This window comes from Streptococcus mitis, from assembly GCF_005844455.1.
Taxonomy (GTDB): Bacteria; Bacillota; Bacilli; order Lactobacillales; family Streptococcaceae; genus Streptococcus; species Streptococcus mitis_BF.
Map to the genome: position 1 here is coordinate 1 of NZ_SPGF01000080.1, position 6,099 is coordinate 6,099.

The following is a 6,099-nucleotide window of genomic DNA, read 5'->3' on the forward strand; positions in this document are numbered from 1 at the left end:
CCACACCTACACCAAAATCAAATGCCAACAAGCGTTGAGTGGGGTAATAGCGTAAGTAGCGCAAGGTCATGATAAGTTGGTCTTCCATACTTAGACGGCGTGGGCGTCCTCCTTTTCGGTGTTGCTCTTGATAAGCGTCAGTGAGACAATCAAGCATCAGTTGAAACGTCGCTTTTTTAACACCTATCAACAATTTGAAATTCTCTGAGTTTAATTTTAAGGCTTTTTCGTATGTTGTTTCCATAGCTTTAGTATACCACTTTTGAGTTACCGAACAAGTCTATTACAGAAGTTTCCTCACTACTATGGGCTCGGCTGACTTCTCATGATTCGTTGTTACTACGCTTTCAGCGCTCATGAGACCTCACGGGATAAGTCGTACATCTTTCCTCGTTTATACAAGATATGAGAACGTTAAAAGGTTAGAGTGAAAATAGGAAATCTGACGCAGAGTCTTTAGACTCTAGAAAGATTTATCTTTTTCACACAAACCTTAGTCCGAATCCAATTACTCTCGTGATTTATGCATATAGGTTACGACTACCTTTTTGGACTTTAGAGTTTGAAGCCCCCTTATCCGCTATATACGCCTTACTATCACGTTCCTGTTCGTAGAGCCACGATTTCGCTATCCCTTCCTCTGACGATTCTTATAGTAGATTGAGTCTAGAATAGTACGTTATGGCTGTTAAAATATTTCTAGAAATTAATTTGACTTTCCTAATCGATTTGTTCACATCTTGTTTCAATCTACTATATTTCCAGCGTCAGACTTAAAACGGTCTATCCCCAGACCGTTTTAATCCGCTACCTCACGATAGTCAGGCTTGGGAATCGCTATTGGGTTCACCGGTAGCGGGTGCCCACCGAGGACTTACACCTCAGATGAACGACATGCCCGTCGTACTTCGAAAAAAGAACCTTGCAAAGCAAGATTCTTTTAGTGTCTGACTTAAATAATTGTTCTTCTGGGAACTAAATCGAATTAAGCTTCGATTTCTGTAACCATACCTGAACCAACAGTACGTCCACCCTCACGGATAGAGAATGTAGTACCTTGTTCTACGGCGATTGGGTGGATCAACTCAACGTCGATAGTCACGTTATCACCAGGCATTACCATTTCAGTACCTACTGGAAGTTCGATTGAACCTGTAACGTCAGTAGTACGGAAGTAGAATTGTGGGCGGTAGTTGTTGAAGAATGGAGTGTGACGTCCACCTTCTTCTTTAGTAAGGATGTAGACTTCACCTTTGAATTTAGTGTGTGGGTTGATTGAACCCGGTTTAGCGATAACTTGTCCACGTTCGATTTCGTCACGTTGAATACCACGAAGAAGGACACCTACGTTATCTCCGGCAAGACCTTCATCAAGTTGTTTACGGAACATTTCAACACCAGTAACAACTGCTTTTTGAGTTTCGTCTTTGATACCAACGATTTCGATTTCGTCGTTGACACGAACAGTACCACGGTCGATACGTCCTGAAGCAACAGTACCACGTCCAGTGATTGAGAATACGTCTTCGACTGGAAGAAGTAATGGTTTATCTGTATCACGTTCTGGTTCTGGGATGTATTCATCAACAGTATCCATCAATTCCATGATGATATCTTCGTATTTAGTATCACCTTCAAGTGCTTTAAGAGCTGAACCTTGGATAACTGGAAGATCGTCACCTGGGAAGTCGTATTCTGACAAGAGGTCACGGATTTCCATTTCAACCAATTCAAGCAATTCTTCGTCGTCTACCAAGTCAATTTTGTTCATGAAGACGATAAGGTGTTTAACACCAACTTGACGTGAAAGAAGGATGTGTTCACGAGTTTGTGGCATTGGTCCGTCAGTTGAAGCTACTACAAGGATAGCTCCGTCCATTTGAGCGGCACCAGTGATCATGTTTTTAACGTAGTCCGCGTGTCCTGGAGCGTCGATGTGAGCATAGTGACGTTTTGCAGTTTCATACTCAACGTGCGCAGTGTTGATAGTGATACCGCGTTCGCGTTCTTCTGGAGCAGCATCAATAGACGCATAGTCTTTAGGTTGGTTAACTGCTGAAGGCAAGCGACGTGCCAAAACAGTTGTGATAGCTGCAGTCAAAGTAGTTTTACCGTGGTCAACGTGTCCGATAGTACCAATGTTAACGTGTGGTTTACTACGATCGTATTTTTCTTTTGCCATTTGAGTAAAAGCCTCCAATAAAATATATTTTATAGATAGACAGTAGGCAATACAGTCTAACTTTCCTTACCATTTTATCAAATTTCTGCTAAATTGCAAGTGTTTTACAAAGTTTTTGTGAATTATTCTTAATAGGCTAATCTAAATGGCACTTCTACTCCTATAATTTACCTAAAGAAAAATCAGGAATTTCCTGACTTTTACTTAGCTAATTCTCTTTCTCGTTCTTTCATTATTTTGTGATTGTCATACAAGCGAAATAAGAACTTAGAAATTTCTTTCAAGATAGAATAGGTTGGTACTGCTACAATCATACCAATGACGCCATAGATATTACTTGATAACAAAAGTAATACTAAAATCGTAATTGGATGAACCTTCATCACTCCTCCAACGATTCGAGGGTAAAGGATGTTCCCATCCACTTGCTGAATAATCAGCATGTAAACAACTGCAATTAGCATTCTATGAGGATCAGTAAAGACATTGGCAATAATCATCGGAATCAAGCCAATACTTGGTCCCACATAAGGAATGAGATTGGCCAATCCTGAAAAGATAGCAAAGACCAAAGCGTATTTCAAACCAATCACGCTATATCCGATAAAGGCCAAACAACCGATAATAATCGCATCAATTGCGACTCCACTAATATAGCGAGCAATTGTCGCATTCAAATTCTTTAAGAGACCTGCAATATGCAACTTATCTCTCTTTAAAACAGTGCGCTCAAGCATCGGTAAAAATTTGTTACCATCTAACAAAAAATAAACCAAAAACACGGGGGTCATAATAATAATCAAAACGGTACTAAAGAGAGCTGATATGACACTTCCGACACTATTTGTCACACTATTTAGGATATTTTGTAAAATATCTACATAGGATAGATTTAATTGTTGAATTGTCGCTTGAATATCCAAATTTTGAAAGGCTGGATAAGTAGATAAATCCACAATCAAATCTTGTAAACGACTATAGATAGTCTGGCTAGTCGCAATCAAGCTGGTCAACTGATTGACCAAAATCGGTAACAGATAGACTACCCCAATGACAAGACCCCAAACCAAGGCACACAAGGTTAGTAGAATACCAATGATACGATTAATTTTGAAATACTTTTGTAAAAAATTTACAATAGGATTGGTCAAATAATATAAAAAGCCACCTAGAAGAAAAGGAATCATGATGGTGTTTGCGACGCTTACAAAAGGCGTGATAATCGCCCCCATCTCTCTCCATAAATAAAAAATGATTGTTAATAATAAAATCTCACTGGTCCAAAAAAATAATTTATTCTTACGAAACATGAGCTACCTCCATTCATCTATTTTACCATACTTTCAAAAAAGCTTCTTTCTTCTATCATGAAACTGGGAATATTTTTTTCTTTATGTTAGAATAAACTTACTATGAAAAAAATCATTTTAACTCTCTTAAGTCTATCCGTAATTGGGTCAGCATCTACTGTTGCTGCCCAAGATTTTACCATTGCTGCTAAACATGCGATTGCTGTTGAGGCCAATACTGGTAAAATTCTCTATGAGAAAGATGCAACTCAACCTGTCGAAATTGCTTCTATTACAAAGCTACTTACAGTTTATCTTGTCTATGAGGCTCTAGAAAATGGAAGTATCACACTATCCACCCCAGTAGATATTTCTGATTATCCTTATCAATTAACGACAAATTCTGAAGCCAGTAATGTTCCTATGGAGGCCCGTAATTATACTGTCGAAGAGTTGCTTGAAGCAACCCTGGTATCTAGTGCCAACAGTGCCGCTATTGCCTTAGCTGAGAAAATTGCTGGCTCAGAGAAAGACTTCGTCGATATGATGCGTGCCAAACTCTTGGAATGGGGAATCAAAGATGCCACCCTTGTCAATACAACTGGTCTTAACAACGAGACTCTAGGAGATAATATTTACCCAGGGTCTAATAAAGATGATGAAAATAAGCTCAGTGCTTATGATGTTGCTATCGTTGCTCGTAACCTCATCAAAAAATACCCACAAGTTTTGGAAATAACGAAAAAACCTTCTTCTACTTTTGCTGGGATGACAATCACTTCGACCAACTACATGTTAGAAGGTATGCCTGCTCATCGCGATGGTTTTGATGGACTTAAGACAGGGACAACAGACAAAGCTGGTGAATCTTTTGTTGGTACTACTGTCGAAAAAGGCATGAGGGTTATCACAGTTGTTTTGAATGCAGACCATCAGGACAATAATCCTTACGCTCGCTTCACAGCTACATCCTCACTAATGGATTATATCTCTTCTACATTCACGCTTCGTAAAATCGTTCAAAAAGGCGATGCCTACCAAAATAGCAAAGCCCCTGTACAAGATGGAAAAGAAGATGCGGTCACTGCAGTTGCTCCAGAGGATATCTATCTAATTGAACGTGTTGGGAATCAATCTTCCCAATCTGTTCAATTCACTCCCGATTCTAAAGCAATCCCAGCACCACTTGAAGCTGGAACAGTGATTGGCCATTTGAATTATGAAGACAAGGACTTGATTGGTCAAGGTTACATAACCACAGAACGTCCTAGTTTCGAAATGGTAGCAGAAAAGAAAGTTGAAAAAGCCTTCTTCTTAAAAGTTTGGTGGAATCAGTTTATCCGATTTATCAACGAAAAATTATAAAACATACTGAGCAAAAGATTGCTTCAAAATAGAAACAGAGCAAAAAGGCTTTAAAGTCAAAAACGCATAGTATCAGGTATTAAAAAAACTTGATATTATGCGTTTTATTGTGGTAATATTTACTTCGTTTTCTCCTAAAATTGAATTTTATCCCAGTCTTTTTTGAGATATTTTATTCATTACTTTAGGAAGACAATTACTAATTTCCGTTGGCAAGACCACATAATGTTCTTGAGCTAATTCTTGGGCTATAGCTGAATGAAGATGAGTCGCTACTGTCACACGTTCGTAGAGACTAGCTTGTTTAAGCTGGCCTGCAAATCCTGCAACCATCCCAGACAGAGTATCTCCCATTCCCCCAGTCGCCTGATAGGGACCGCCAACCTGTAACTGGTAATAATCAGATTGACCAGCTTGCCAAATACGAGTAGCTGGACCTTTCTCTACCAAAATTGTTCCTTGAGGGAAGGAAGTCAAGGCACTAGCTGTTGTAGCTTCGTTTTGCTTTTCAATCGTAATTCCAGACAGTTTTTCCCACTCTTTTTGGTGGGGAGTTAGGATAAGCTGACTGGAAGGAAATGACAATCTTGTTCTAGCAAGGATGGTTAAGGCCCCTCCGTCTACAATCAAAATCTGATTTTGGCTTAAGTTAGCAAAGATCTGTTTAACTAAATCTTCTCCAAAAGCATCATCTCCTAAACCAGGCCCCAATAAGACAACTTCTGCCTTCCCCAACTGCTCTTTTAACAATTGCTGGTCTTGAAGAGAAAAGCCCATAGCCTCAGGTAAATGACTGTGCAAAGCTGGGATATTTTCCCTATCTGTTCCAACAGTCACCAAACCAGCTCCACTTTTAACAGCTGCAATGGCTGACATGATGATTGCTCCCCCATAAGGATAAGTCCCACCAAGCAACAGCAGACGACCGTAGTCTCCTTTATGACTTGTACGAGAACGTTCAATAATGACTTTTTCTAGTAAACCTTGATCAATCACTTTCATCGTTTTTTCCTCAACTATCCTTTATCTGATTGTTTTAAAACAACTTGATATACTTTCTTAGTCCACTCTTCTAAGTCTTCTCCAGCATAGTCAAGATAATGCACCCTATCTTGTATTTTAGTTGGAATAATATTTTCAAATTGGCTCTTATTATGAGTTGGAATAATGCAAATATACAACTCACTAGACTTGTTCGGTAACTACATCATCTCGTGGTTGATGATGCCACAAATCAACTCAGCTCTTAATTCAAACCGTTTT

5 protein-coding genes and 1 pseudogene are annotated in these 6,099 nt (G+C 39.2%); 1 reads left to right on the forward strand and 5 read right to left on the reverse strand.

Translation table 11 applies throughout. The features are described from left to right. From FGQ53_RS10820 to FGQ53_RS10830, 3 genes are all read right to left on the reverse strand, one after another. Positions 1-244, reverse strand: a 244-nt coding sequence (locus FGQ53_RS10820; RefSeq protein WP_138338736.1) for a transposase family protein, incomplete at its 3' end; no start/stop codon positions are given. Between the two features lie 741 nt (positions 245-985). Beyond that, a complete protein-coding gene (tuf, locus tag FGQ53_RS10825; protein WP_007519453.1) occupies positions 986-2,182 on the reverse strand; it encodes an elongation factor Tu in 1,197 nt (398 codons plus the stop codon). A gap of 200 nt (positions 2,183-2,382) precedes the next feature. Then, complete coding sequence (locus FGQ53_RS10830; RefSeq protein ID WP_138338739.1) at positions 2,383-3,492, reverse strand: AI-2E family transporter; 1,110 nt, start codon at positions 3,490-3,492, stop codon at positions 2,383-2,385. Between the two features lie 102 nt (positions 3,493-3,594). Here FGQ53_RS10830 and pbp3 point away from each other — a divergent pair, with 102 nt between their 5' ends. Next, positions 3,595-4,836 (forward strand): D-alanyl-D-alanine carboxypeptidase PBP3, encoded by a 1,242-nt coding sequence (gene pbp3, locus FGQ53_RS10835; protein WP_138338741.1) that lies wholly within the window; start codon positions 3,595-3,597, stop codon positions 4,834-4,836. A 147-nt stretch (positions 4,837-4,983) separates the two neighbouring features. Here pbp3 and FGQ53_RS10840 read toward each other — a convergent pair whose 3' ends face one another. Both FGQ53_RS10840 and FGQ53_RS12230 read right to left on the reverse strand, forming a co-directional pair. Then, positions 4,984-5,838 (reverse strand): NAD(P)H-hydrate dehydratase, encoded by an 855-nt coding sequence (locus tag FGQ53_RS10840; protein WP_138338743.1) that lies wholly within the window; start codon positions 5,836-5,838, stop codon positions 4,984-4,986. A gap of 14 nt (positions 5,839-5,852) precedes the next feature. Further along, a pseudogene (locus FGQ53_RS12230) lies at positions 5,853-6,032 on the reverse strand (phosphate ABC transporter ATPase); the annotation flags it as partial. Between the last annotated feature and the right edge of the window lie 67 nt (positions 6,033-6,099).

Excerpts from the sequence above, each read along its gene's own strand:
- tuf (WP_007519453.1), bottom strand. The coding sequence starts at position 2,182 with ATGGCAAAAGAAAAATACGATCGTAGTAAACCACACGTTAACATTGGT.
- FGQ53_RS10830 (WP_138338739.1), bottom strand. The coding sequence starts at position 3,492 with ATGTTTCGTAAGAATAAATTATTTTTTTGGACCAGTGAGATTTTATTA.
- pbp3 (WP_138338741.1), top strand. The coding sequence starts at position 3,595 with ATGAAAAAAATCATTTTAACTCTCTTAAGTCTATCCGTAATTGGGTCA.
- FGQ53_RS10840 (WP_138338743.1), bottom strand. The coding sequence starts at position 5,838 with ATGAAAGTGATTGATCAAGGTTTACTAGAAAAAGTCATTATTGAACGT.